Annotated in this window: 23 protein-coding genes; 16 read left to right on the top strand and 7 right to left on the bottom strand. The window is 65.7% G+C overall.

Annotated elements, in window-relative coordinates; genetic code table 11:
• Positions 1-79: 79 nt before the first annotated feature.
• The 4 genes from Hhyl6_RS05315 (at position 80) to Hhyl6_RS05300 (ending at position 4,678) form a co-directional block, all read left to right on the top strand.
• The gene (locus Hhyl6_RS05315) at positions 80-1,660 is read left to right on the top strand and encodes a bacterio-opsin activator domain-containing protein (RefSeq protein WP_483738183.1); all 1,581 of its coding nucleotides are present in this window, start codon (positions 80-82) and stop codon (positions 1,658-1,660) included.
• Positions 1,661-1,921: 261 nt separating this feature from the next.
• Entirely contained in the window at positions 1,922-2,893 is a 972-nt protein-coding gene (locus Hhyl6_RS05310) for a phytoene/squalene synthase family protein (protein WP_483738182.1), read from the top strand.
• A 34-nt stretch (positions 2,894-2,927) separates the two neighbouring features.
• The gene (locus Hhyl6_RS05305; RefSeq protein WP_483738181.1) at positions 2,928-3,653 is read left to right on the top strand and encodes a lycopene cyclase domain-containing protein; all 726 of its coding nucleotides are present in this window, start codon (positions 2,928-2,930) and stop codon (positions 3,651-3,653) included.
• Positions 3,644-4,678: a Brp/Blh family beta-carotene 15,15'-dioxygenase gene (locus Hhyl6_RS05300; protein ID WP_483738180.1), complete on the top strand. Its 1,035-nt coding sequence runs from the start codon at positions 3,644-3,646 to the stop codon at positions 4,676-4,678. Before Hhyl6_RS05305 ends, Hhyl6_RS05300 begins: the two co-directional genes overlap by 10 nt.
• 106 nt (positions 4,679-4,784) lie before the next feature.
• Here Hhyl6_RS05300 and Hhyl6_RS05295 read toward each other — a convergent pair whose 3' ends face one another.
• From Hhyl6_RS05295 to Hhyl6_RS05280, 4 genes are all read right to left on the bottom strand, one after another.
• Positions 4,785-5,375 carry a 50S ribosomal protein L15e gene (locus Hhyl6_RS05295; protein ID WP_483738179.1) on the bottom strand — a complete coding sequence of 197 codons (591 nt, stop codon included), beginning with the start codon at positions 5,373-5,375 and terminating at the stop codon, positions 4,785-4,787.
• A 644-nt stretch (positions 5,376-6,019) separates the two neighbouring features.
• Positions 6,020-6,787, bottom strand: a complete 768-nt coding sequence (locus Hhyl6_RS05290) for an IclR family transcriptional regulator (RefSeq protein WP_483738178.1) — start codon at positions 6,785-6,787, stop codon at positions 6,020-6,022.
• A gap of 297 nt (positions 6,788-7,084) precedes the next feature.
• Positions 7,085-8,116, bottom strand: a complete 1,032-nt coding sequence (locus tag Hhyl6_RS05285) for a zinc-dependent alcohol dehydrogenase family protein (RefSeq protein WP_483739677.1) — start codon at positions 8,114-8,116, stop codon at positions 7,085-7,087.
• 279 nt (positions 8,117-8,395) lie between these two features.
• A complete protein-coding gene (locus tag Hhyl6_RS05280; RefSeq protein WP_483738177.1) occupies positions 8,396-9,172 on the bottom strand; it encodes an SDR family NAD(P)-dependent oxidoreductase in 777 nt (258 codons plus the stop codon).
• Positions 9,173-9,295: 123 nt separating this feature from the next.
• Between Hhyl6_RS05280 and Hhyl6_RS05275 the strand changes: the two genes are divergently transcribed.
• From Hhyl6_RS05275 to Hhyl6_RS05250, 6 genes are all read left to right on the top strand, one after another.
• On the top strand, positions 9,296-10,738 hold the full coding sequence (locus Hhyl6_RS05275) for an extracellular solute-binding protein (RefSeq protein ID WP_483738176.1): 1,443 nt from the start codon (positions 9,296-9,298) through the stop codon (positions 10,736-10,738).
• A 44-nt stretch (positions 10,739-10,782) separates the two neighbouring features.
• On the top strand, positions 10,783-11,715 hold the full coding sequence (locus tag Hhyl6_RS05270) for a carbohydrate ABC transporter permease (protein WP_483738175.1): 933 nt from the start codon (positions 10,783-10,785) through the stop codon (positions 11,713-11,715).
• Entirely contained in the window at positions 11,715-12,590 is an 876-nt protein-coding gene (locus Hhyl6_RS05265; protein ID WP_483738174.1) for a carbohydrate ABC transporter permease, read from the top strand. Before Hhyl6_RS05270 ends, Hhyl6_RS05265 begins: the two co-directional genes overlap by 1 nt.
• A 91-nt stretch (positions 12,591-12,681) precedes the next feature.
• Positions 12,682-13,854: an ABC transporter ATP-binding protein gene (locus Hhyl6_RS05260; RefSeq protein WP_483738173.1), complete on the top strand. Its 1,173-nt coding sequence runs from the start codon at positions 12,682-12,684 to the stop codon at positions 13,852-13,854.
• Positions 13,855-13,942: 88 nt separating this feature from the next.
• The gene (locus Hhyl6_RS05255; protein WP_483738172.1) at positions 13,943-14,596 is read left to right on the top strand and encodes a class II aldolase/adducin family protein; all 654 of its coding nucleotides are present in this window, start codon (positions 13,943-13,945) and stop codon (positions 14,594-14,596) included.
• A 10-nt stretch (positions 14,597-14,606) separates the two neighbouring features.
• On the top strand, positions 14,607-16,067 hold the full coding sequence (locus tag Hhyl6_RS05250; RefSeq protein WP_483738171.1) for a rhamnulokinase: 1,461 nt from the start codon (positions 14,607-14,609) through the stop codon (positions 16,065-16,067).
• Positions 16,068-16,109: 42 nt separating this feature from the next.
• Here Hhyl6_RS05250 and Hhyl6_RS05245 read toward each other — a convergent pair whose 3' ends face one another.
• A complete protein-coding gene (locus Hhyl6_RS05245; RefSeq protein WP_483738170.1) occupies positions 16,110-16,883 on the bottom strand; it encodes an SDR family NAD(P)-dependent oxidoreductase in 774 nt (257 codons plus the stop codon).
• A gap of 183 nt (positions 16,884-17,066) precedes the next feature.
• On the opposite strand from Hhyl6_RS05245, the gene dgoD reads away from it, so the two are divergent.
• Positions 17,067-18,218, top strand: a complete 1,152-nt coding sequence (dgoD, locus tag Hhyl6_RS05240) for a galactonate dehydratase (protein WP_483738169.1) — start codon at positions 17,067-17,069, stop codon at positions 18,216-18,218.
• Between the two features lie 46 nt (positions 18,219-18,264).
• Positions 18,265-19,296, top strand: coding sequence for an NAD(P)-dependent alcohol dehydrogenase (locus tag Hhyl6_RS05235; RefSeq protein WP_483738168.1), 1,032 nt, complete (start codon positions 18,265-18,267; stop codon positions 19,294-19,296).
• Between the two features lie 353 nt (positions 19,297-19,649).
• Here the strand turns inward: Hhyl6_RS05235 and Hhyl6_RS05230 are convergent, their stop codons facing one another.
• On the bottom strand, positions 19,650-20,123 hold the full coding sequence (locus Hhyl6_RS05230) for a DUF4112 domain-containing protein (RefSeq protein WP_483738167.1): 474 nt from the start codon (positions 20,121-20,123) through the stop codon (positions 19,650-19,652).
• Between the two features lie 112 nt (positions 20,124-20,235).
• Here Hhyl6_RS05230 and Hhyl6_RS05225 point away from each other — a divergent pair, with 112 nt between their 5' ends.
• From Hhyl6_RS05225 to Hhyl6_RS05215, 3 genes are all read left to right on the top strand, one after another.
• Positions 20,236-20,433 carry a hypothetical protein gene (locus tag Hhyl6_RS05225; RefSeq protein ID WP_483738166.1) on the top strand — a complete coding sequence of 66 codons (198 nt, stop codon included), beginning with the start codon at positions 20,236-20,238 and terminating at the stop codon, positions 20,431-20,433.
• Between the two features lie 122 nt (positions 20,434-20,555).
• Positions 20,556-21,518, top strand: a complete 963-nt coding sequence (locus Hhyl6_RS05220; protein ID WP_483738165.1) for a C-terminal binding protein — start codon at positions 20,556-20,558, stop codon at positions 21,516-21,518.
• A gap of 120 nt (positions 21,519-21,638) precedes the next feature.
• Positions 21,639-22,496, top strand: coding sequence for a DUF7537 family lipoprotein (locus tag Hhyl6_RS05215; RefSeq protein WP_483738164.1), 858 nt, complete (start codon positions 21,639-21,641; stop codon positions 22,494-22,496).
• Here Hhyl6_RS05215 and Hhyl6_RS05210 read toward each other — a convergent pair.
• Positions 22,458-22,832: a hypothetical protein gene (locus Hhyl6_RS05210; RefSeq protein ID WP_483738163.1), complete on the bottom strand. Its 375-nt coding sequence runs from the start codon at positions 22,830-22,832 to the stop codon at positions 22,458-22,460. The genes Hhyl6_RS05215 and Hhyl6_RS05210 overlap by 39 nt on opposite strands.
• Before the next feature lie 94 nt (positions 22,833-22,926).
• Between Hhyl6_RS05210 and Hhyl6_RS05205 the strand changes: the two genes are divergently transcribed.
• Positions 22,927-23,712 (top strand): helix-turn-helix domain-containing protein, encoded by a 786-nt coding sequence (locus Hhyl6_RS05205; RefSeq protein ID WP_483738162.1) that lies wholly within the window; start codon positions 22,927-22,929, stop codon positions 23,710-23,712.
• The last annotated feature ends 1 nt before the right edge of the window (position 23,713 follow it).

The raw sequence follows: 23,713 nt of genomic DNA, 5'->3' as shown, positions 1-23,713 counted from the left end.
GCCGTGGCTCGGGCCTTACGTTTATCCACGAGCCACCACTAGGACCCCTATCGGCACGCCGTAGCCGGGGCCACCGCGAATGAAGCCACCACAGACACTCGTGCACTCGACGCTGGATACGCTCCCGATAAACATCGCCGTCCTCGACGAAGAGGGGACTATCCTCTTTACGAACCGCGCTTGGCAGGAGTTCGCCAGCGCCGACGACGGGGAGATGCAGGGCGTGAACTACTTCGGGACGACCGACGTCGACGCCGACGAGTACGCAGCAGAGGCCGTCGCCGGCATCGAGTCCGTCATCTCGGGGGAACGGGACCTGTTCACGCTGGAGTACCCCTGCCACTCGCCCGACGAGAAGCAGTGGTTCCTGATGCGGGTCGCGCCGCTCCCCGAGGACGAGGCCGGGAGCGCCGTCGTTGCCCACATCGACATCACGCAACGGAAACTCGCGGAACTGGCCGCCGAACGCCGCAGCGAGCAGTTGCGGGCCGAGCGTTCGAACCTCGAACACCTCGTCGCCCGCCTCGACGGCCTCGTCACCGGCGTCATGGACGACGTGATGACCGCCGGGTCGCGCTCGGACATCCAGCAGGTAGTGGTCGACCGACTGGCCACCGTCGACTCCTATCGGTTCGCGTGGATAGCCGAGTTCGACCTGCGCGACGAGACGCTCAGACCGGCGGCGCTGTCGTCCGACCGGGACGCCGACCTCGCCGTCTCGCTGTCCGCGGACGACCCGGTCGCTCTCGCGGCCCGAACCGAGGAAATTCAGGTCGCGACGGGGAATCTCGGTGCCGACCACCGCGCCATGGCCGACAGCGACGTCGAGTCCGTCGTGGCCGTTCCGCTGGTCGCCGGCGAGTCGCTGTACGGCGTCCTCACGGTGTACGCGGACGACGCCGACGTGTTCGACCCCCGCGAGCGAGCGGTCCTCGGGGCCGTCGGACAGGCCATCTCGACGGCCATCGACGCCACCGAGACCAGCAAACTACTCACCGTCGACAACGTCACCGAACTGGAACTCCAGATACGCGACGACGACATCTTCTTCCTCTCGCTGGCCCGGGAACTGGGCTGTCGCATGGAGTACGGCGGGAGCGTCGCCGACGGGGACGAGACGGTGATGTTCTTCCTGGTCGAGACCGAGGACCCCTCGGCGGTGTGTGCGACCGCCGCCGACCATCCGGAGGTCACCGCCGTCACGCACGTCTCGACGTCGGAGTCGGCGTCGCTGTTCGAGTTCTCCGTCGTTGACCCGCCGGTCGTCTCCCTGCTTGCCGACCGCGGGGCCGAGACCCGGGACATCGTGGTCACGCCGGACCACGCGGCGTTCTCGGTGACGCTCCCGGCGACCATCGAGACTCGGAGCGTCGTCGAACGCGTCCGCGACGACTACCCCAGCACGGACCTGCTGTCGGTCCGGGAACGGGACGAACCGCCCGTCTCCCGGCAGGCGTTCCTCGCCAAACTTGAGGACCGCCTGACCAACCGCCAACTGACGGCGCTCCGGAAGGGGTATCTGGGCGGGTTCTTCGACTGGCCTCGGGACGTCTCCGGGGAGGAACTGGCCGAGTCGATGGACATCTGCCCGTCGACGTTCCATCAGCACCTCCGCGCGGGCGAACGGAAACTGCTCGAAGAGATATTCGAGACGTGGTGACCGACGGCGAGAAAACCCAGAGACGGAGACGCCGCCGAAACGCCGGCCAAAGTAGTTGGGTACACAGTTTAAAGTCGCTCTCCCCCTAGTAGTATGTAGACGATGTGTCACTCCGTCCCGGGTCGTATCACTCCCCGGACGAGACGAGCCGCGGCCGAAACTGCGCTACGGTGGGGAGAGACGGCCCGACGGCGGACCCGGTGCCAGTGCGTGTCTCGGCACCGACGTATCAACTGATGACTGCCCTGTCGCCAGCACTCAATGCAATCTGACAATATCCGAACGAGCAAATCGATTCAACAACAGACCGGCCGGACGTTCCACCTCGCGACCCGGGTTCTCCCGGAGCGGATTCGGTACCCGACCTACGTGATGTACGCCTTCTTCCGCGTGGCCGACGAGGTGGTCGACCAGCCGGACGGACCACCGCCGAACGTCCAGCACGAACGGCTGGAGACGATTCGAGAGACGGCTCTGGGGAACAGAGAGCCAGAGGACACCGACGAGGGGACCGTGTTGGCGGCGTTTCAGGAACTCCGCGAGGAACACGACATCCCCGACGAGGAGGTCAACGTCTTCATCGACGCGATGGAGATGGACATCGCACAGGCCCGCTACGAGACGTTCGAGGACCTTCGAGGGTACATGCGGGGGTCGGCCGTCGCCGTCGGGAACATGATGACGATGGTGATGGACCCGCCACAGAAGGAGGCGGCACTGCCACACGCCGAGGCGCTGGCCGAGGCGTTCCAGCTATCGAACTTCCTCCGGGACGTCCGCGAGGACATCCACGACTACGGCCGAGTGTACCTCCCACAGGAGACGCTCGACCGACACGGCGTCACCGAGGAGCAACTCGCCAACGCCGAGGTTGACGACGCCTTCCGCGCCGTGATGCAGGAAGAACTGGCTCGCACCGACGAACTGTACCGCGAGGGCGTCAAGGGCATCAGCTACCTCCCCGAGGACTGCCAGTTCGGCGTCCTCCTGTCGGCGGTGCTGTACGCCGAACACCACCGCCTCATCCGGGACCGGGGGTACGACGTGCTCTCGGAGACGCCGGAACTGACCCGCCGTCGTCGGCTCTGGTTGCTCGCCCGGACGTGGTGGCACTGGCGACGCAACGGCGACCCGGAGGCCACCTTCTACTCCGTCAGCGCCGTCTCCGAGCGCGGACCCGACACCGTCCCTGCCGACGTCACCGGTCACGGTCGACCGACGTGGCGCGGATGACCGGTGCGGTCGGGTCGCCTCCCTCGCCCTATCGATGACGGCCGGTCTCACCTACCTCCAGTTCCACGCGGTGCTCGTCCTCCCGGTGCTACTGGGACTGGCGCTCACGGTGCGCTATCGACTCGCGAGTCGGAGCGTCGTCCTCTCCGGAACGGCGCTACTGGCGGCGCTGGCGCTCGTCTACACGACGCCGTGGGACAACTACCTCATCGTGCGAGGGGTGTGGTGGTACGGCGAGGGGGCCGTCCTGACCCGCTTCTGGGCCGCGCCGCTCGGCGAGTACCTCTTTTTCGTCCTCCAACCGCTCGGCGTCGGTCTGTGGGTCGCCCGCTTTCGCGTCGATACGACCCGCCCGCTGTCGGTACCGGCCCCAACGCGCGCCCTCGGACTGCTCGCCGCGGGCGTCGTCGCGGCCGTCGGTGTGGCTCTGCTCGGCCGTCCAGAGGGTCTCTACCTCGGGTCGCTGTTGGCGTGGAGCGCCCCCATCCTCGGCATCCAGTGGGCGTTCGGGTGGCCGTTCGTCGTCGCGGAGTGGCGCACCGTCGCCGTCGGGACCCTCGTGCCGACGCTGTACCTCTGGCTCGCCGACAGCGTCGCGCTGGCGCTGGACGTCTGGGCACTCTCGGACCGCTACACGACCGGGCTGGCGATTCCGCTGCTCGACCTGCCGGTAGAAGAGGCCGTCTTCTTCCTGTTGACCTCGCTGTTCGTCGTGCAGGGACTCGTCCTCTACGCGTGGCTCTGTGACCGATGGGGGTGAGCGACCGCCTCGCGTCACCGACGCGGGAGACGCTTCGCCGGGTCGTCCTCGCCCCCTCGTGGGTCGCCAGCGCCGCCCTCGTCGCCCCCTTCCTCGCTGGCCTGTCGGTGCCGACGACGCTCCAGTACGTCCCGCTCGTGGCGAGTATCCTCGTCCTCGGCCTGCCACACGGTGCCGTGGACCACCTCGCCGTCGCTCGCACCCGCGGCGAGCGCCCGGACTGGCGGGCCATCGCTCGCGTCGTCGGCCTCTACGGCGCCGTCGGCGGGGCCTACGCCGTCGGCTGGTTCCTCGCCCCGGCGGCCGCCTTCGCCCTCTTCGTCGCGGTCACGTGGTTCCACTGGGGGCAGGGGGACCTCTACGCCCTCCGAGTGCTGGTCGGGGCCGACCACCTGCGGTCGGTTCCCCAGCGGGCGGCGACGGTCCTCGTCCGCGGCGGCCTGCCGATGCTCGTCCCCTTGCTCGCCTTTCCCGAGTGGTACCGCCGCGTCGCCGTTGACCTCGTCGACCTCTTCGCGCCGGGCGCGGTCGCGGCCATCGAGTGGGCCTTCCGGGCGGACGTTCGGGCGGCGCTGGCGGTTGGCTACGGTGTGCTGGTGGTCACGACGCTCGCAGTCGGGTACGCCCACACGGACGACCCGACGGCGTGGCGACTCGACGCCGCCGAGACGCTGGGCCTCGTGGCGTACTTCGCCGTCGTTCCGCCCGTCCTCGCCATCGGCGTCTACTTCTGTCTGTGGCACTCCCTCCGCCACGTCGCCCGACTGCTGTTGGTCGACGACGGCGCGGTCGCCGCGTTGCGTGACCGCGACCCGACGGGGGCGTTCGCCCGATTCGCTCGCGACGCCGCGCCGCTCACCGCGGCCTCGCTGGCCCTGCTTGGCGGCCTCTACGTACTGGTCCCGAATCCGCCCCAGTCGGTGCCGGAGTGGGTCGCGCTCTATCTCGTGTTCATCGCCGTCGTCACCCTCCCGCACGTGGTGGTCGTGACGCTGATGGACGAAGCGCAGAGCATCTGGGCGTAGTCCGCCGGACCGCACAGGGGTAGGGCATCTGGCGTAGTCCGCGGGCCACGACCGAGCGGGGAGTACCTGCCGCTACCGAGGGAGAAAAACGGAGAGAACTGTCGCGTTACTTGCCCTTGCCGCGGTTACTGCGCAGCGACGGCCGGGTCTTCTCCGCGCCGGTACCCTTCGTGCCGAGGCCGCGGTTGCGGCGGCCGGCGCCGGTCAGGCCGCGGAAGACGCGGTCGGTCTGGTCGTCTTCACAGATCCAGTTGAGGTCGTCGTCGTTCTGGATGGCCGGGTGCTCGGGGTCGACGAGGATGACCTCGTGCCACTTCTGTCGGCCGTCCTGCCCGACGGAGTAACTGTTGAGGACGCGCAGGTTCGGGAACACCCGGGCGGCGCGCTCTTCGGAGACGCGCTGGATGTCCTTCCGGCGGGTGATGCGGGTGACGCCCTGTCGCTTCGAGCGCCGCCCGGCTTTGTGGCGGCGCTTGCGGGCGCTGCCCTTCCGGACGGACACGCGAGCGACGACGACGCCCTGCTTCGCCTTGTAACCTTGCGAGCGGGCCTTGTCGAGGCGGGTCGGACGCTCGATGCGTTCGACTGCGCCCTCGTCGCGCCACTCCTGTTGGCGCTGCCACTGCAGTTCCGCCAGTTTGCCTTCCTTGGGGCTCTGCCACGCGTCTCGGATGTACGAGTATGCACTTCGTGCCATTGTGTTCACCACGGGCGTTTCGTGGTTCAAGTCGCCCGCGACGGATGTCGCGTCCGCGACTCACATCCCGACCTGCACACGCAGGTGCCCGCTGGCGCCCGTCGTCCAGCGAGTTACCGATAGTTCTGTATTCGGAGGCTTAAACGGTTCGAACCACGCTCGCGGGTGGGACCGGTTGGCGCGCTCGAGGGCGGCCGTTCCGAGTGCTGTCGGGTGCGGGCTCAACCGGATTCTGACACGGCGATGCTCCTCCCAAGTCGAGCACTTACGTTTCCGTCTGGGGGCTGTCTATACAGAAATATTCGATATATCGACGTAAAATATGGAAGCTGTATTTATATGCTGGAAATATATCTAGAAAGAGAAGATAAAAAACGAGAAGAATGGGGTAGTTAGAGACAAAACACTCAAACCAGTCTGAATATTTCCATATAGGGATTTTAGGATGTCGTACACCCATAGTTCCTTCTCTGCTATCTCCCATTTGGGTGAAAAAGTTTAGATATGTCTCCAATCACACGCAGTACTGCTACCATTCTGACTTCTCGGACCGAACAAGACCGACCGGACCATTCGCCGTCCGAGCCGTGCTCACTACTGGAGCTAACAGGTATACGACTGTTACTCGTGTCGGTCCGTGACCCTCACTGACTCGCCAGGGTGACCTGTATCGATTTCGCGGTACTGAGGACCTGTCCAGTGATGTCTTCTTCGAGGTAACGGCCGTTCAGACGCTCCACGGGCCCACAGACGCCGATAGCGGCGACGTGGTCGGTGTCGTCGGTCGACACCACGGTGGCGACGCCGACGATACCCTCGTACTGTTCTCCTCTGCAGAATGCCACGGTGTCGTCCCGGACGCCCCGGAGCGTAGCTTTGAGTTCCGTGGGTTCGGTTTTCGTCGCGCTAGTCGGTGCGACGAGCTCCGTCGCCTCGAGGATTTCGTCGACGCGGTCGTCGGAAAGCGACGACAGGATAGCTTTCCCCGGCGCGTTCACGTGCAGGGGGAGTCGTTCTCCCTCCCTGAAGCGCGGCGACCACCCTTCGATGGCCTCGGCGATGTATATCGGCACCCCGGCGGTTTCTTCAAGGACGAACAGCACCGCCGTCTCTCCGGACGCCGCGGCGAGGTTGTCCAGGTGTTGGCGGGCAGACCGGTACACCGGTATCTTCGCCCGCGTCCGAGACCCGAGGCTCAGACTTCGCAGCGACGGCTCGTACCGATTCCCGGTCTTGAGGACGTACCCGCGGCCACGCAACGTCGAGAGGTGATTGTAGACCACGCTCTTCGAGACGCCGAGGCGGTCGGCGAGGGTCGTCACGCCCATCGGCTCCGGGGATTCGACGAGCATCTCCAACAGGTCCAACGACGTCTCCGTCGCGTCGATTGTGTAGTCGTGTGTGTCTGCCATGTTCCACGTGTACAGGCGCCACGGGTAAAACTCTGTTCGTTAGAAAAGAACGACTTTGGGGTTGTGAACGAGTGCCACGGTCGAATTCATCACGAACGATTGGATATAATCGATTAGTTCTGCGTACTCTGACCGGAACATTCCCGTTCTGGAGAGAAGAACGCCGGGTGACAGGGGTAGCTGGTTCGGTCGTCCGTCACCGAAGGTGGTTGACGCGACAGCAGAGTTCACGTGCGCTACACGACCTGCTGTGGCTCTACCGACGGCCCGTACGTTCCGGAAAGAAGTCGTCGCCGGTCAGTCGCCACCGGGGACGACGACCTTCTTGAGCCCCTCCGTGTTCTCCATCCGCTCGAACGCCGACGGGAGGTCCTCGAGGCCGATACGTTCCGTGATGAGCGTCTCCGTGTCGATGCGGTCGTGCTGGAGCAGCGTCACTGCCCGCTCGAAGTCCTCGGTGTTCAGCGCGAACGACCCGCGGTACCCCACCTCGTCGAAGAAGATGTCGAAGGGACTGACCTCCATCGAGACCTCCTGGTCGGGGACGCCGAAGATGAGCGTCGACCCGCCTTTCGCCGTCACGGCGTTGGCCTGCCCGATGGTCGGGACGAGACCGATGGCCTCCGCACCGACGTCGACCTTGCCGCCGGCCGCTTCGGGGATGGCCTCTTCGGGGTCTTGCTCGTTCGGGTCCACGACGACGTCCGCGCCGAGTTCGGCGGCGTGTTCGCGCCGTTCCTCGTCGAGTTCGGAGACGACGATGGGCGCGGCACCGGCGTTGCGAAACGCCTGCAGCAACAAGAGACCGATGGGACCCGCACCGATGATGGCGACGCTGTCGCCGGGGGTGAAGTCCACCTGTTCGACGCCGTGCAGACAACAGGCCAGCGGTTCGGCGAGGGCGGCCCGTTCGAAGGGCATGTCGCCGATGTGCTCTAGGCTGATGGCCGGGGCGCGGACGTACTCGGCGAACGCGCCGTCGAGTACCGTCTCGGCAGCGCCGCCGATGCTGGTGTTGTTGTCACAGAGGTGCGTCTCACCGCGCTTGCAGTACGAACAGGTGTTACACGGCACCGTCGGATTGACGGCGACTCGGTCGCCCGTCTCGAAGCCAGTGACGTCGCTCCCGACAGCCGCGACGGTGCCGGCCGCCTCGTGTCCCGGTACCACCGGCGTCTCGACGGGGAACGTGCCGTGGTACATGTGATAGTCGGTCATGCAGACGCTGCAGGCACCGACCTCGACGACCACCTCGTCGGCCCCCGGTTCCGGTCGTTCTCGTTCTTGGACTTCTATCTCACCGACGTCTGTCAGGGCGGAGGCGCGCATCATCGCCCCCTCTCGCTGCGTCGGGTAGTCGGTCGCGTGGTGCGTGTCGGAGTGTATCTATCTCGTCTCATAGGTTCTCTCTCGGTCTTGTTCGGTCTGTCTCACTGGTGGCGTGCACGGTTCAACACCGTCACGCCGCTTCTCGTCGCCGACGCCGGGGAGTCGACGTCGTTCGAGTACCGACTCGGCTGGCCGGCGACGAGAGTCGTCTTCTCGGTCCAACGAATCGGACTTTCCCGGCCACGGGATAAATAGCTTGTTGCTGGTCACGCTGTGAGCCTATCGGTTGTCCAGCCGCCAGCTATCGATGGGGACCTGTCCGCCGTCGACGCGGAGTTCGTGGCCGTTGATGTAGTCGCTGGCCGACGACGCGAGGAACACCATCGCGTTGGCGACGTCCTCCGGGTCGGCGAACCGACCGAGCGGGTTGTTGTCCAGTATCTGCTGGGTGACGGCGTCGCTGAACTCGTCTGTCATCCGCGTGTCCGCCCAGCCCGGCGCGACGGCGTTGACTCGAATCCCCTCGCGTCCGAGTTCCAGCGCGAGGCTCTTCGTCAGTCCGAGCAGACTGAACTTCCCGACGTCGTACGCCGGCGACATGCCGACGGCGTTCTTGGTGTGAATCGAGGTGGTGTTGACTATCTTCCCGTATCCCTGTTCGACCATCCCGTCGACTACCTCGCGGATGCAGTTCAACGCGCCGTAGAGGTGGACGTCGAGGTTCAACTGGAAGGTGTCGTCGTACTGTTCGTCGAGGAAGGGACCGGCGTCGCCGACGCCGGCGTTGTTCACCAACACGTCGATGCTCCCCAGTTCCGCCGTGGCGGTTTCGACCATCGCGGCGACTTCGGCGTCGTCGCTCACGTCGGCACCGATGCCGACGGCGTCCGCACCGCCGTCTCGAATCTCGGCGGCGGTCGCTTCCGCCACCTCGGCGTCGACGTCGTTGACGACGACGCTCGCGCCGTGTCGTGCGAACTGCTCTGCTGCGGCCTTGCCCATCCCTCTGCCCGCCCCAGTGATGAGGACGGTCTGGTCTGTGAAATCGTACTCCATACAGTGGCGGGTTTCTATCTATCACATATATTAGTTTGGGTGTGGTGGGTTCCTGTATCGTGCTCGACAAATGATTAACTTTATTATCTATGGGGATTTCGTTATCGGAGGAGACGAATACCAATGCCAAGCGAGCGCAACGGAAGTCGACACAACAGGCGTAACTTCATCAAAGCGGCCGGCGTCGGCCTCCTCGGCGGCCTCGCGGGATGTACGCGAGGCGGGAGCGGAGGAGACGGCGGAGGCGGTAACGGGTCGAGCGGTGACGGGTCGGGCGGTGACGGGTCGGACGGGGAACTCGCCATCCCGCTGAGCGAGTACGACAGCGCCGACATCGACTGGCAACAGTTCGAGGGGTCGTCGATCAACATCGGTGCGGTCCAACATCCGTGGGTGTCGGCAATCAAGCCGGCCATCCCGGTTTTCGAGGAACTCACCGGCATCGACGTCCAGTGGAACATCCTGCCGGAGAACCAGTTCCGGACCAAGCGACAGACCGACGCGAGCACCGGTGCCGGGCAGTTCGACGTCTTCTTCATGGACCAGGTCGTCAACCAGTTCCGGCACGAGGGCTGGCTCCAGCCGCTCGACACGTACTTCAACGACGGGAGCCTCTACGACGAGAGCTTCTACAAGCCCGACGACCTCTTCGAGTCGTCGCGCTGGCAGGCCCACGGTGGTGGCTACAGCGACAAGTGGACCGGACTGCCCATCACGGTCGAGGTCCAGACCCAGTTCTACCGCCAGGACCTCTACGACAAGCACGGCCTAGAGGTCGCCGAGACGTGGCAACAGCACCGCGAGAACGCGAAGGTCATCCACGAAGAGGAGTCCGACATCGTCGGCACGGCCGGTCGTGGGCAGAAGGGCTACGGGATGAACATCTACATCCTGAACACGCTCCTCCGCCAGACCGGGTCCAAGCTCTGGACCGACTTCCCGAACGACTCGGGACTCGACACCGACGGCGTCGCCAAGGCAGCAGAGTACTACACGAGCCTACTCCAGGACTACGGTCCGGACGGCGCGTCGACCCAGACCTGGTCGGACGTGCTCGCGACGATGCAGGAGGGCCGTACCGGCCACATCGTCGCCGACGCCAACATGTTCTGGGGCGGCCTGACCAACGACGAGTCCAGCGTCGCCGACACCGTCCAAATCGCGAAGGTTCCCAAGCCGGAAGGCGGCGAGTTGAACCCCAACGCGTTCAACTGGCAGATATCGACGTCGAAGAACGCCTCGAACTCCAAGCAGGCGTTCCTGTTCATGCTGTGGGCGACGTCCCCACCGACGGACCTCTGGATAAACACGGAGAGCAGCGGCGTGTTCTCGGTGCGTGAGTCCACTTGGGAGAACGAGGACTACGTCTCGAAAGTCGGTGAGGACTACGCATCGGTCTCGCTCGAATCGCTCAAGGTCGCCTCGCCCGACCCGTTCGACCGCAAGTACCCCGAGTGGGGCCAGCGCTACTCCGAGGAACTCCAGCGGGCCATCGCCGGCCAGAAAGAGGCCGCGAAGGCGATGCAGGACGCCGCGTCGGCCGCCGAAGACATCTACAGCGGCTGAGGGCAAGCACGATACCCGTTACGGGTTACATTTTCCAATACATCATGAGTACACCAACGCAAACTGAAACGACCAACACAGAAGGCCTCGCCAGACTCCGGGACCTGTGGAACGACTACCTCCCGTACTGGTTCATGGCACCGATGGTGCTGGTGATGGTAAGTATCACCTTCTTCCCCGGTGCCTACGACCTGTACCTCTCGCTGATCGCAGAGCCCACGCTGAACGTCTTCGCGGCCGAGTTCGTCGGCCTCGATAACTTCCGGACGGCGTTCACCCGAGGTGGCGCGTTCCACTCGTTCGTCATCACGGTCACCGTGGTCGTGAGCGCCCTGTTCCTAGAGAGCGTGCTCGGATTCTTCCTGGCGGCCTTCGTCGCCGGCGTCGAGTCCACGCGGATGAAATCGTTCTACCGGGTCCTGTTCATCCTGCCGATGGCAGTCGCGCCCGTCTCGCTCGCGACCATCGGTCGACTGATGCTGAACACCGAGATCGGAATCATCCCGTACGTCATCAACACGGCGACGCCCTTCGCCTCGCCGGCGTTCCTCTCGGACCTGCCACTGCTGACCGTAATCCTGCTGGACACGTGGAACTGGACGCCGTTCATGTTCATCATCTTCTACGCCGGCCTCTCGTCGGTGCCTGATACGCTCGTCGAGGCGTCGCGGGTCGACGGTGCACCGCTGTGGCGGCGCTACGTCCACGTCATCATCCCGTACATGAAGCCGGTGGTGTTCGTCGCCGCCCTCATCAGGTTGATCGACCTGTTCCGGACGTTCGGTGTCGTGTACGGGCTGACCCAGGGCGGTCCGGGGACGGCCACCCAACTCGTGAGCATCAACATCTACGAACAGATGTTCATCAACAACCAGGTCGGCGTGGCGGCCGCAATCGCGGTCGTGTACCTCGTCTTCGTCATCGCCATCGCGAACATCGTCATCGCGAAGGTCGGCTTCGAGGGGGTGTGGGACTGATGGCGACGCAGGACGTCGAGCCGGGGTCGGCCCAGCGGCTCGATAAGGACACGCGGGAGACGCTCGTGACGGTCGTTCGACACGCCTTCCTCCTCTCGTGGTCGTTCGTCGTGTTGTTCCCGCTGTACTGGCTTGCCTCTATGTCGCTGAAGCCGCCGGGACAGGCGAACTCGCTCCCCCCGGACTGGATCTTCCTGCCGACGGTGTACAACTACATCCAGCTCGCCCAGCAATCGGAGTTCGTCGGGGCGTTCGTCAACAGTCTCGTCATGGTCGGGGCGTCGGTCGTCCTCGTCCTGCTCATCGGCGTGCCGGCGGCGTACGTCCTCTCGCGGTACGACATCCCGATGGAACGGGACGTGCTCGTGTGGATTCTCTCCTCACGGATGCTCCCGCCCATCGCCGTCGTGCTCCCGTTCTTCATCATCTTCAGGGAGCTCAACCTGTTCGACACCCGCATCGGGATGGTGCTGATGTACATCAGCATCAACCTCTCGCTGGTCGTCTGGGTGATGAAGGCGTTCTTCGACGGCATCCCCGAGACGCTCGAGGAGGCCGCGCGCGTCGACGGTGCGACCCAGTTCCAGGGCTTCCGAAAGGTCATCCTGCCGGCGGCCAAGCCCGGCATCTTCTCGGTCGCCATCATCAGTTTCATCTTCGCGTGGATAGAGCTGCTGTTCGGGCTCGTGCTGACCAGCTTCGAGGCCGTGCCGGTGACGCTGTTCGTCTACTCGTTCATCGGCTCTCGCTCCATCGAGTGGTCGATGCTGGCGGCCGCGTCGACGGCGATGATAATCCCCGTGGCGATATTCCTCGTCGCGGTCAACAAGTACCTCGCCGCCGGCCTCAGCTTCGGTGTGGTGATCAAAGAATGAGCACGATTTCACGCGGACCGCACGCATCGCTCGCGAACCACGCCCTCGCAGCGGGGTTACATTCAGGTAGCTGCACACTGGAGGTACGATAATGGCTAGAATCACGATAGACGACGTAACGAAGCGGTTCGGTGAGGGCGACGACTCGGTCGTCGCGGTCGACGACGTGTCCCTCGACATCAAAGACGGCGAGTTCGTCGTCTTCGTCGGTCCGTCGGGGAGCGGGAAGTCGACGCTGATGCGCATCGTCGCCGGACTCGAAACGCAATCCGAGGGTGACGTCCGCATCGGCGATACCGTCGTGAACCAGTTGGGACCGCGTGCGCGGGACATCGCGATGGTGTTCCAGAACTACGCGCTGTACCCGAACATGACCGTCGAGGAGAACATGTCCTTCGGTCTCAAGATGTCCACGGAGATGTCCGACGAGGAGATAGAGGAGACGGTCACGTCCGCCGCGGAGATGATGGACATCGACAAACTGCTCGACAACACGCCGGGTGAACTCTCCGGCGGGCAACAGCAGCGCGTCGCGCTCGGACGTGCAATCGTCAGGGACCCGAACGTCTTCCTGATGGACGAACCGCTCAGCAATCTGGACGCGAAGCTCCGTGCGGAGATGCGCACCGAGATCAATCGGTTGCAGAACGACCTCGGCGTCACCACGCTGTACGTCACGCACGACCAGACGGAGGCGATGACGATGGGCGACCGACTGGTCGTCCTCAACTACGGCGAACTCCAGCAGGTCGGCACGCCGCTCGAATGTTTCTACCGGCCGGCCAACCAGTTCGTCGCCGGCTTCCTCGGGTCGCCGTCGATGAACTTCTTCGAGGGACGCCTCGACGGTGGGACCATGCGCGGCGACGGGTTCGACTTCGACCTGACCGAGCGGATGCAGTCGTCGGTCGGCGACCGGACCGAACTCGTGCTGGGGGCCCGACCGGAGGACATCTCGCTCCACGACGACCCGACTACGGACCACGAGTTCGAGGCGGTCGTCGACGTCGTCGAGCCGATGGGGAGCATCTCTTACGTGTACCTGCAGGCGGTCAATCAGGACCACGACCAGACGTTCATCGTCGAGACCGACGGCCAGCGCCCCATCTCCGAAGGCGACCGAGTCTTCGTGGAAATCCCAGACGACGACATCCACCTCTTCGACGCGAGTACGGGTGAGACTATCCACCAGCGCAGACTCGACGAAGAGGCGGAAGTCGCCCTCGAAGAGGACATGCAGGTGGTCAGTAGCTCAACCGAATAGCACCCGTAACCGCGTACTTTCGACCCGATACGGAGGTGCCGGACGTTCAGACCGAAACAAATTTACGCCGTGCATGAGGTTCTCCCCCATGCCCGATTCGGACCTGTCCGAGAGCGACGCAAAGCGTGCAATCTGTGAGTTCGGCCGGAGCCTACTCGACGACGACCTGACAACCGGAACCGGCGGGAACCTCAGCGCCCGCCTCGACGAAGACCACGTCGCCATCAGCCCGTCCGGTGTCCCCTACGAGGAGATTTCTCCGGCGGACGTGCCAGTCGTCCGCACGGACGGCACCGTCGTCGAGGGGGACGTCGACCCCTCGACGGAACTCCCGATGCACCTCGAAGTGTACGACCAGCGCCCCGACGTCGGCGGCGTCGTCCACACCCACTCACCGTATGCGACCACGTTCGCGTCGCTGGGCGAGGCCATCCCGGCCTCCCACTACCTGCTGGCGTTCACCGGGTCCGAGGTGCCCGTCGCCGAGTACGAGACCCACGCGACACAGGCCCTCGGGGACGCCGCCGTCGACGCTCTCGGCGCGGACTACAACGCGACGCTCCTGCGGAACCACGGCGTCCTGACCGCCGACGGGTCGCTGGAGGACGCCTACACCGTCGCGCTGATGGTCGAGTACTGCGCCCGCATCCACTATCAGGCCCGCGCCATCGGCGACCCTGAGATTCTGCCCGACGCGGAAATCGACCGCCTGCAGGGCAAACTCGACAGCTACGGACAGTGACTCGACCCGCATGAACCACGTCGCCATCGACATCGGCGCCAGCGGCGGGACGGTGTACCTCGGCACCGTGACGCCCGCGACCTTCGACGTGCGGGAGGTCCACCGCTTCGACAACCGCCCGGTCGAGCGCGACGGCCGGTACGTCTGGGACCTCGCGGCGCTCCGCGAACGGATGGTCGAGGGCCTCCGGGCCGCGGCCGAACACGCCGACACGCTCGATACGGTCGGCATCGACACGTGGGGCCTCGATTTCGGGCTCCTCGCAGACGGCGACGTCCTGCGCGACCCCGTCTCGTACCGGGACCCGGACGCGACGGCGACGCGCGAAGCGTTGTTCGAGGCCGTCGACGAACGACGGGTCTTCGACGCCACCGGCATCACCAACTGGAACACGCCGAACACGCTCTGGCAACTCCACACCCTCGCCCACGAGGAACCCGCGCTCCTCGAACAGGCCGACAGCCTGCTCATGATGCCCCAACTACTGACCACGCTGCTGGGCGGCCGACCCTGTGGCGAGGTGACCGTCGCCTCGACCACGCAGATGGTCGACCCGAGCGAGCGCGCGTGGGCGACCGACCTGCTCGACGAGGTGTCCCTCCCGACGGACCTCCTGCCGGCGCTCGAGGAACCCGGCCAACGACTGGGACCGGTCGCCGACGACGTGGCCGAGGGACTCCCGTCGACGCCCGAACTCGTCACGCCGGCCAGCCACGACACGGCGGCGGCCGTCGCGGGCCTCCCGCTTTCCGAGGACGCCGCCTTCCTCAATACGGGGTCGTGGTTCATCCTCGGCGTCGAGCGCGAGGACCCGGTACGTTCCGACGCGGCCTTCGAACGGGCCCTCTCGAACGAACTCGGCGTCGACGGGACCGTCCGCCTCCTGACGAACGTCAACGGCTTCTTCCTGCTCGAAGAGTGCCGCGAGGCGTGGCGCGAGGCCGGCGACCCGGTCGACTACGACCACCTGCTGTCGGCCGCCCGGGACGCCCCCGCCCGGGCCGCACTCGTCGACCCGGACGCCGACGCGTTCGTCATCGACGCGCCGATGCCCGAGCAGATTCGCGCCTACTGTCGGCGGACCGACCAGCCGGTACCGACCGGACAGGGCGGTATCGTCCGCTGTCTGCTGGACAGTCTGGTGACGAAGACGGCGCTGGAACTCGACGCCCTCGCCTCGGTCGTCGAGGACCCGCCGTCCAGCATCAACCTCGGAGGGGGCGGCGTCCGCAACGACCTGTTCTGTCAGTTGCTCGCCGACGCGACCGACCGTCCGGTCGTCGCAGGCCCCGTCGAGGCAACGGCCGTCGGCAACCTCCTGACGCAGGCGCTCGCCGTCGACACCCTCCCGGACCTCGCGGCGGGCCGACGGCTCGTCGAGTCGACGTTCGAGACGACGCGGTACGAGCCCACCGACGTCGAGGGGTGGGCGCGCGCGAAAGAGCGGTTGACAGAACTCGCGGCGGACTGACGCCGACGCGGCAGTACCGGTTTTCGAGACCGGAGCGACTCGCTACCGAGACGTGTAGCCGCCGTCCATGACCACCGTGGACCCGGTCATGTACGAGGAGGCGTCCGACGCGAGGTAGACGACGAGTTCTTTGAGTTCCTCCGGGCGGCCGAGCCGTCCCATCGGCGTGTTCTCTAGCCACGTCTCCTCCATGTCGGGGTTCTCCGCCAGCACCTCGTCGACGAGGTCCGTGCGCATGTACCCCGGCGCGATGGCGTTCACCCGGACCCCGCGGTCCCCCCACTCGACGGCGAGCGACTGGGTCAGCATCCTGACGCCCGCCTTCGTGGTGTTGTAACTGGCCTGCTTCTGCGGGACGTTGACGTCGAAGCCCGACATCGAGGAGATGTTGACGATGCGTCCCTCGCCGCGTTCGAGCATCTGCTGGCCGACGTGCTTCGCACAGAGGAAGACGCCGTCTAAGTTGACGGCGACGACGCGCCGCCACGAGTCGATGCCCGTCTCCTCGGCCGGCGAGTTCTCGACGATGCCCGCGTTGTTGACGAGGACGTCGATGGGGCCGAGTCGGTCGGTCACCTCCTCGACCATCGCTTCGACGGACGCCTCGTCGGTGACGTCGACTTCGGTGGCGACGACGTCCGTCTCGCCGTCGAGTTCGGCCGCCGTCGACTCGGCCTTCTCGCGGTTCACGTCGGCGATGGCGACGTCGGCACCCATCTCCGCGAGGCCGCTCGCTATCTGCTTTCCGAGTCCCTGTGCTGCGCCGGTGACGATAGCCGTCTCTCCGTCGAGGGAGAAACTGTCGACTAGGCTCATGTGAACGGTCGTGCTAGTGATTTCCACGGTGATAAAACTATACACACCCCGACGTGGGGGACCGTCGCTACGCCGCCACGGTTCGCCTCGTTCGCCGTTCCGATGCGAGGGGCGCTCACTCCGTTCGTGCCTCTCGCCACGGCGACCTGCCGTTTCAAGTAGCCACTCCACCATGACCTACCCATGCAAATAACAGACTACGAACTCTTCGCCGTTCCGCCGCGGTGGTTACTGCTCAAGTTGGAGACGGACACAGGCATCGTCGGTTGGGGTGAGCCGATTCTTCCGGGCCGGTTGGAGACAGTCAGGGCCGCCGTCACCGAACTCGTCGAGGGGTATCTCCTCGGTGGGGACCCCTGCCGGACCGAGTACCACTGGCGGAAGTTCTACCAGAGCGGCTACTTTCGGAACGGCCCGGTCCTGATGAGCGCGCTGGCGGGCATCGACCAGGCGCTCTGGGACATCAAGGGAAAGCACCACGACGCCCCGGTCCACGAGTTGCTGGGCGGTCACGTCCGCGACCGGATGCTCGTCTACCAGTGGGTCGGCGGTGACGACCCAGAGGACATCGCCGAGTCCGCTCGGCAGGGGTACGAGCGGGGGTACCGCGCGTTCAAGGCCAACATCTGCGGTGAGTTCCGGTCGCTGGAGACCAAAGCGAAGGTCGATAGGGCCGTCGCCCGGGTCGCTACCCTCCGGGACGCCATCGGTGACGACTGCCTGCTCGGAGTGGACTTCCACGGCCGCGTCTCGAAACCGATGGCGGGTGAACTCGTCCGCCGACTCGAACCGTACAACCTCGCATTCGTCGACCAGCCCCTGCTGCCCGAACACTCGGAGTTCCTCGCCCGACTCAACGAGCGGACTACCGTCCCAATCGCGACCGGCGAGCGCTTCTACTCCCGATACGACTTCAAACAGATGGTCGCCGACGACGCGGTGTCCGTCATCCAGCCGAACGTCTCGCACGTCGGCGGCATCAGCGAGATGCGGAAAATCGTCACGTTGGCCGAGGCCTTCGACGTCGCCGTCGTCCCGCACTGCCCTCTCGGTCCCATCGCGTTCGCCGCGAACCTCCAGGTCGGCTTCAGTTCGCAGGGGGTCGTCCTTCAGGAGCAGGACCTCGACATCGACGACCCGGAGTCGAGTCAGCGCCTCGCACTGCTCGAGGACCCGGAGACGTTCGAGTTCGAGAACGGGTACGTCGAACGCCCGTTGGGCCCCGGCCTCGGTATCGAGGTCGACGAGGCGACCGTCCGGGAGAAGGCACAGGCGGAGGTCAACTGGTACAACCCGGTGTGGCACCACGAGGACGGGAGCATCGCCGAGTGGTGACGCCAGACCCACTGATTTTTAGTGCCCGTGTGACGTGTTCCCGAACATGCGTACCGCAGTGTTAGTCGAACCTACGGAGTTTCAACTGGAAGACCGTTCTGAACCGTCCCCCGGCCCCGACGACGTCCTCGTCGCCGTCCGAGACGTCGGCATCTGCGGGTCGGACGTCCACTACTACGAACACGGGCGCATCGGCGACTACGTCGTCGAGGAACCCCTCGTCCTCGGCCACGAGAGCGCCGGTGAAGTGGTCGAGGTAGGCGAGAACGTCACCGGCCTCGAAGTCGGTGACCGCGTGGCACTGGAACCGGGTGTTCCCTGTCGCCGCTGTGCCCACTGCAAGCGCGGCGACTACCACCTCTGCGAGGACGTCACGTTCATGGCGACGCCGCCGCACGACGGCGCGTTCACCGAGTACGTCGCGTGGCCGGCCGACTTCGCCTACGAACTGCCAGACAGCGTCTCCACCACCGAAGGGGCGCTCTGTGAACCGCTCTCGGTCGGCATCCACGCGTGCCGCCGAGGCGACGTCGGCACGGGCGATACGGTGTTGGTCACCGGTGCCGGACCCATCGGCTTGCTGGTGATGGAGGCGGCCCGCGCCGCCGGTGCGACGGACGTCATCCTCACCGACGTCGTCCCCGAGAAACTGTCGTTCGCCGAGGAGCGAGGCGCGGACCTGACCGTCGACGTCACCGAGACGGACCTCGAAACGGCCGTCGACGAGTACACCGACGGCGTCGGTGCCGACGTCGTCGTCGAGGCGTCGGGTGCCAAGCCCTCCATCAGGTCGACGCTCGACGTGGTCCGTCGAGGCGGGACCGTCGTCCTCGTCGGACTGGCGGACGAGGCGACCGTCCCCTTCGACGTACTGGAGGTCATCGACAACGAGATAGACGTCCACGGGTCGTTCCGCTACGCGAACACCTACGATGCGGCCGTGGACTTACTCGCCGAGGGTGCCGTCGACGTTGAGGGAATCGTCGACTTCGAGTCGTCGCTCGAAGACATCGACGACGCCTTCCAACAATCGATGGAACCGGACGTGGTCAAGGGGATGATAACGTTCGAAACGTGAAATTGAGGATATATACTCACTGAATTGGACGTATATTTCGATATATGGAACTATTGAAGGGAAAAATTCGAGGCAGGAGTCGGGATACATCTCTACATGTGCCAATCAATACTCTTTACAGAGTAAACGAATCTCCTCCTGCGAACAACAGTCTAAATGCCCGACGAACGAACGGCGATACCGGTGTTCTTCGCTAGGGACGGGCTCAAAAGAGCGGTTCGCGGACGCCCAGACGGGACGCCGTTCTCGGTTCGAGAAGCGTCGCGCCGCGACAGCACTGTGGCGTTCGAACGATGCGGTGCCCGATTACCGTACCGACGCTAACAAGAGACGGTAGCGCCGCCTCGACACAGTTAGCTCTGGTAAACGTGGTCTTCGAGTATCCCGCGATTCCACTCGTTCGCCTTCCAGACGGCGTCGAACACCGGGCCCAGTATCGGGACCGAACCGCCGGCGATGTCGATGGCGACCAGCGTGAGCATCTTCCCCAGCGTTCGCTTCGAGACGTCGAGACGAACCGCCTCCACGATGGGGTACAGCGAGACGGCCGCCGCGACGACGTCACCGGCGACGGGCAGGACGCCGAGTATCGGGTCGAGTCCGAAGCGGAAGTCGGTACCCGGTACCCGGATAGCGTCGTCCAGCAGGCTACTCACGGCTTCGACTCGCTCGAGAGCGGACTCCTCTCGGGCCGTCGGCCCGCTCTCGCCTATCTCGACGGGCACGTCCTGCGGTGCCGTCTCTTCGTCGGTTATCGCTATCTTCGTCTCGTCGGTCGAACCGCCGGAACTCGGCTCTGAGACGTCACCACTACTCTCGCTTTCCATATCTGTACGTGGTCGGCACGGCGAATAACCCTCTTCCCCGCAGGTGCAGGCTTCGAGCGCTCGCCGGTTCAGGGAAAAACGGAACACGGCTGCGGTACCGACTGCGGTCGATGTGGCGTTCGTCGTCGGTCACCGTCTCCACCGCGTCGGCCGCTACCGTGTAGGTGTCTCCGTCTCTGCCGCTCCGACCGAGTACCGATTTCAGTTCGTCGGTCAGTCCGGCGTCGGCGTCGACGTAGGCCGCGCCGTGGTCGCGTTCCGTGACGACGCCGGCGGTGACGACTTCTTTGCCCTCGTCGCTGTCGGATAGCGCCGCTGGTGCAACTGTGTAACCGGCACGACCACCCTGTGCGTTCAGCCTGCACGTGCCACGCTTCCCGACCGTCGGGAATTCCGGCGGCTATTAACAGGCGGGCGGCCTTCCGGACGACCATGCAACGAGTGGTCGCCAGCGAGGACCCGATGATAGACGTCGCCACGCTCCGCGAGGAACTGGACGCCGAGGTAGTCGCCGCCGAGACGGACGACGAAGCCGCGCTGTTGGCGGCGGCCGAGGGGGCCGACGCCCTCGTCGTCGACGTGAACACGCCCGTCACTGTCACCGTCCTCGACGAACTCGACGACCTGCGCGTCGTCGCCCGCGCGGGCGTCGGCATCGACAACGTCGACGTCGCCGCGGCCGCGGAGAACGGCGTCGCGGTGACGAACGTTCCCGAGTACTGTACGGACGAAGTGGCGATCCACACGGTGACGCTCCTGCTCGACTGCATCCGCACCGTCGCCGCCTACGACCGCGACGTCCGGGACGGCAACTGGGGCTGGGAGCGGACCCGACCGGTCCACCGGGTCCGGGGGCGGACGCTGGGCCTCGTCTCCTACGGCCCCATCGCCCGGCGCGCCCGCGAGCAGTTGCGCGGCTTCGACCTAGACGTCGTCGCCTACGACCCCTACGTCGACGCCGAGGCGATGGCCGAGGACGACGTCGAGAAGGTGCCCCTCGACGAGTTGTACGGCCGAGCGGACTACGTCTCCCTCCACGCACCGCTGACCGACGACACCCGCGCGATGGTCGACGCCGATGCGCTCGACGCGATGCAGGACCACGCCGTCCTCGTCAACACCGGCCGCGGCGGCCTGATTGACGAAGCGGCCCTGCTCGACGCCCTGCGAGACGGGGCCATCGCGGCCGCCGGACTGGACGTCCTGTGTCAGGAACCGCCGGAACCCGACCATCCGCTGACCGAACTGGACAACTGTATCGTCACCCCCCACGCGGCGTGGTACTCCGAGGAGGCCTGCGCGGACCTGAACGGAACCGTCGCCGCGAACGTCCGGGCGGCGCTGGCCGGCGAGACACCGCCGAACTACATCGACCCGGACACCGACTGGCTCTGAGGGGGCGGTCCCTGCCACCCGTCGCCCGTTGCTCGGTCAGTCGGTGAGTACCTGCGGGAGAGCCGGTTCGCTATCGTATCAATCGTACTAGCTTATGCTGTCTACTCGCCTCCATCCGGTATGGACTACACTCGATTGACGACGCTGCTCGTGGTGCTGACCATCGCGCTGGCCGGGTGTACCGGCGGCGGCCTCGTCTCGGACGGCGGTGACGGCGACGGGGCCGGGGACGGGGCCGGTGACGGTGCGGACGGGTCGAACGACGGAGCCAGCGACGACGGCGACGGCGCGGCGGGCGAGGAGTTCGACGTGGCCGACTCGGAACGCCTCCTCAGCGAGGCGGGGAGTTTCACCGCGACGTGGTCGCTCAGCGTGACCGAAGCCGACGGCACGACGGCGACCATCGAGAACGCCTATCGCGTGGACCTGACGGCCAACCGGTCGGTGGAGGCGTTCAGCATGACCGGGCCGGACGCCCGGACCGACTTCGAGACGTTCTACGCCGACGGCACGACCTACACCAGATACGGCGACGGCGAGGAGACGTTCTATCAGGTCGTCGAACAGGAACGTGAGGTGTTCGAGACGGCGCTGGCCCGCGGGGCCTTCGGCTACGAGTCCGTCGAGGACGCCGAGTTCGTCGGGTCCGAGTCGTTCGACGGCGTCACCGTCGACCGGTACGAGTACTCCGACGTCGAGGTGTGGCGCCAGTACGGTGGGGAGGCCTTCGGCACGAACGAGAACGTCACGGTGACCGACTTCACTGTCGTCGTCTTGCTGGACGAGGACGGACTGGCCCGCCAGACGGCGTGGACGCTCACCGGCGAGACGGAGCGCGGAGAGACGGTATCGGCCGACTGGAAGTACACGCTGACCGGCGTCGGGGCGACCACCGTCGAGGACCCGGCGTGGCTAGACGAGGCGCTAGCCCAGTCCGGGTCAGCACGAGTCGAAGGCCCGGCGCTCGCTCCCGAGTGAATCACCACGGGTGAGCGTCGTCAGGACGTCGAGCGAGAGGTTACGGAGGTACGACCGGACGCCGGGGTCACAGGTGCCCGCACGCCGCGCCTGCCGGTAGTCACAACACAGTGCGACGGGGAGGACCGGCACGACGAACACGCTCGCGACGACGACGCCGAGTTCGAGGGGGTGGCCCGCGGGCACGACCAGCGCGGCACCGAGGAGGAGCGCCCACAGTAGCGCACCGTGGACGACCGTCGGACGCCAGTTGTGGGCCGGAAGCCGACCCAGAGACGCGTCGCTGTCCCTCGGTTCGGCCGCCCGCGACGACTGCCTCGATGGGTCGCACGACATACTCCCGTAGAGGGGGTCCGACAGTATGACTCCCCTTTCGGCACACGCCGAAATCGACCGGGGGTATAAGCCCTTCCGCGGTGTACGTGGGCCAATGCGCGAGTTCATCTTCACAATCGACTACGAACGGGGGGTCGACCCCTTGATGGACGTGTTCATCGACCACCCGGAGACGCACTCCCGGACCATCGCCTGCAACGTCACGAACGACGGGATGTGGCGGCTGGAACGAGTCGCCGGCACCGAGGCGGCGCTGGACCGACTCGACGACGTGTTCGACGGGCCGGTGCAGTGTACGGAGTGCATCGGCACCCGGGACTGCGACACGGAGTGGCACTACGAGGTCATCGCCGCCGAACAGGGGCGACGCACCGTCTACAGCTATCGCTCGGAGGCCGGCGACTGCCACTCCATCCCTCGACTCGCCATCGAACACGTCGGCAACGGCGTCCTCTGTGAGACGGAACGGCGCGGCAGTCGCTGTGAGTGGCGTCTCCTCCTGTGTAGCGACGACGGCGTGGACGACCTGTTCGGTGCGCTAGAGGCGGAACTCCGGCCCGGCCTCACCGTCGAGTTCCGGCAGTTGGGCGAACCGTCCTACTGGACCGACGAGTCCGTGACGCTGGCGGAACTGCCCCCCGAGCAACAGGCGGCCGTCGAGGCGGCCGTCGAACACGGCTACTACCGCACGCCCCGGGACATCTCGCTGTCGGACCTCGCTGCGAAACTCGACGTCTCCCGGTCGACCCTACAGTACCGCCTCCAGCGGGCCGAGGCGTGGATCGTCCGCTCGTTCGTCACCCGGTCGATGGGCCCCGTCGAGGCCGACGAGTCCGTCGCGGAGGGGACCCGTCTCCGGGTCGGCCGGTCGGGCGTGTGAG

It is taken from the genome of Haloarcula sp. H-hyl6 (genome assembly GCF_056934455.1).
The sequence above is the reverse complement of the archived record's forward strand: the minus strand, read 5'-3'. Positions and strand labels throughout refer to the sequence as shown.